The following is a 2,739-nucleotide window of genomic DNA, read 5'->3' on the forward strand; positions in this document are numbered from 1 at the left end:
AACATTTTAATATCGTGCCAGCACGAATTGATGTATTCAGCATATCGCAAGCACTCTCTCTAACCAACTGAAAAGTATGCATATAATTCAGTTTAGATCTAATTTTAAATTAAAAAGCGTGCGAGCACATATTGCTTCCGATTCAAGGCACTTTATCAATCAAAAACTTCCCTTTGTTTTCTACTATTCAACAGCCTAGAAATAGTGAGCAACATATTCGTACGTAACTGTGATTGAAGGTCAGTCTGTTATGGATTAGAAAATTTAACTACGTTGTTGGATCTCTAGGTATGAGGAAAAGTAAGGCAAGTTGCAGGGTTTGAAACTGAGTTCAATCCCTCTCTGGCTCACTTTGGGGCAGAACTTTGTTAACCGTACTTCTCACACAACTGTGATCACCAAGCGATTCTGGACAGAAATAGCTTAGAGTTGATCTTCGAGCTGATTTGATCAACAACGCCACTCCTGATTAAAAAAATCTAAGGCGTAGTGCACCTTTCTATAGCTTGAATGCTCCCATCCTCGATTGGAGATTATGAGCTAGACTACTGATTTCCTGACACGCTATAGCGGTTTGTGAAGTGCCTTCTGCCATTTCTGAGGATGCTGAATTAATATGCTCCACACTTCGATTTAACTCTTCTGACACTGAGTTTTGCTCACTACATGCTGTTGCAATATGAGTACTCATCTGAGCAATATTCTCGACAGAGTGTTCAATCATATCAATTTGTTCTCCAGCCTCATTGACTTGGTCAACACATGTAGCGATACCACTCTGACACTCCCTGCTTGCCTCCCCCATTTTGATGGTTTTTTCTTGTAAGTCTTCAACAATATCGACAATCTGCGTTGTAGATTCTTGCGTTCGTTGAGCCAGAGAACGAACTTCATCAGCTACTACAGCAAAGCCTCTCCCTTGCTCTCCTGCTCTAGCAGCTTCTATTGCAGCATTCAAGGCTAATAGGTTCGTTTGTTCCGCAATCCCTCTAATAACATCAACAACAACATTAATGCTACTTGAACTATTTTCTAGATCACTTGCCAATTCATCTGTGTTTTGTATTGTTTTAGTGACCTTATCAATTTCTTGGATTGTTTTATTTAAAATCTCGGTTCCGTGCTTTGCAACTTCAGTTGCTGAGTTTGCTGAGGTAGCTCCACTTTCTGTATTCTGCGCTACCTCGTTAACTGCGGCCTGCATTTCTGTCATGGCCGATGCAACAGAACTCAACTCTAATTGTTGATTTTGCATTCCTGAAGCCGTTTGAGCTGATATTGCACTCACCTCTTCCACCGCTGCTGTTAATTGAATTGTAGAATCACTCACCTCTGAGACTAAAGAATGCAAATTATTTTGCATTGATACTAACTCTTTCAGCAAAGTACCAAGTTCATCTTCAGTTAACTCTCTTTCGTCAATTGTATTATTCAACTGACCTTTAGCTATCTGAGAAGCAAACCATAAAGCTCGATTAACCGGTTTACAAACTACTCGAGATAACAGAACTGACGAAAGAATTATCATACCGATAATGACTAAGGAACCAGCGGCGGCAGTAAGTTGAGTCGATTGAGATTCACTTTGTACTTCTACTTTTAGCTGATTTATAAGCTCATCATTTAAGCTAAGCGTATTGTCCAAGCTAGTAAGAGCTTTTGTATATGTAGTGAAACTAGATGAAACAACTTCATTTGCTTTTTTTGCCTTACCTTGTGCAAGTAAATAATTATATTGCTGCGTTTCAGAAATATAACTATTCCATGTATCTTTAAATACTTTAAAAGAACGCTTTTCTTGCTCACTCAGCGCTAGAGCTTCATACGACAAAATACCTTGTTGAACATTTTCCCTCCATTGTTCAAGCCCCTCTATCCATTCCGCGATTTTGGGATGCTTTGCATTTGACAGAAGCGAAAATTCATCTTTACGAACTTTTGTAATATCAACTTGAATACCTTTAAGCAAGGCAACCGATGGCAGGCTTTTATCAGTTAATATCGCTGTGTTTTTATTCAGTGATAATAAACTCGACATCATCACTACAGAAACAACTGCAAAAACCAGAAATACGGCTAAGTAACTCAACCCAATTTTCTTTACTACACTTAAATCTTTAATACTCATCAATGAACCCACATTTATTCTAAAAATAACGCCATGACTAATGGCACATTACCTACCTTAACAACCGAGGAGTGAGAATAAAAATCGTTACGCCCTTATTCATCGAGTGTAATATAGCCGAATATTGGCTGAATTAACATCAACTTAGCGTGAATTCGATACAGCAGTTCACTTTTAACTAGAATATGGTGGTATTTTCGTTAAAAAATAGAGTAAATACCTCAGTTGAATGAGGTTGTATAAAAAAACCATAATTTAGTGTCAATTGAGCAGCAGGGCGACCGCATGAGTGCCTAGTTTTTCACCGCCTGAGTAAAACCAGCACTTAATACTGCCTCTAGAATGGTTGTATTCATCATGCATCGCTTTTGCTTCCCAACAATGCTTAGCTTAGTTGGCTCTTCTCTGAGCATATTTAAGCTCATATGACGCAAGCAAGATAGATTCTCCGCTCCATGGTCTTTGTATATCTGGCACGCATCCTCATTCATACTGACATCAAGTACCCAATGCATTGACTCTATATCCCAAAGCTCTCTAACTGCCATCGCAGCTTGCTCTGCGCTTAGCACTTTGGAGCTGATATAGTAACGATACTCTAGGTCGATTAC

Annotated in this window: 2 protein-coding genes; both read right to left on the bottom strand. The window is 39.0% G+C overall.

Going from position 1 to position 2,739, the window contains the following annotated elements:
- Nucleotides 1-499: 499 nt before the first annotated feature.
- The gene (locus AB4496_RS15205) at nt 500-2,128 is read right to left on the bottom strand and encodes a methyl-accepting chemotaxis protein (RefSeq protein WP_372131279.1); all 1,629 of its coding nucleotides are present in this window, start codon (nt 2,126-2,128) and stop codon (nt 500-502) included.
- 293 nt (nt 2,129-2,421) lie between these two features.
- The coding region (locus AB4496_RS15210; protein ID WP_372131281.1) for an ISAs1 family transposase at nt 2,422-2,739 on the bottom strand (318 nt) is incomplete at its 5' end.

Source organism: Vibrio sp. 10N.222.46.A1, assembly GCF_041473595.1.
In the GTDB taxonomy this organism is placed as follows: domain Bacteria; phylum Pseudomonadota; class Gammaproteobacteria; order Enterobacterales; family Vibrionaceae; genus Vibrio; species Vibrio tasmaniensis_A.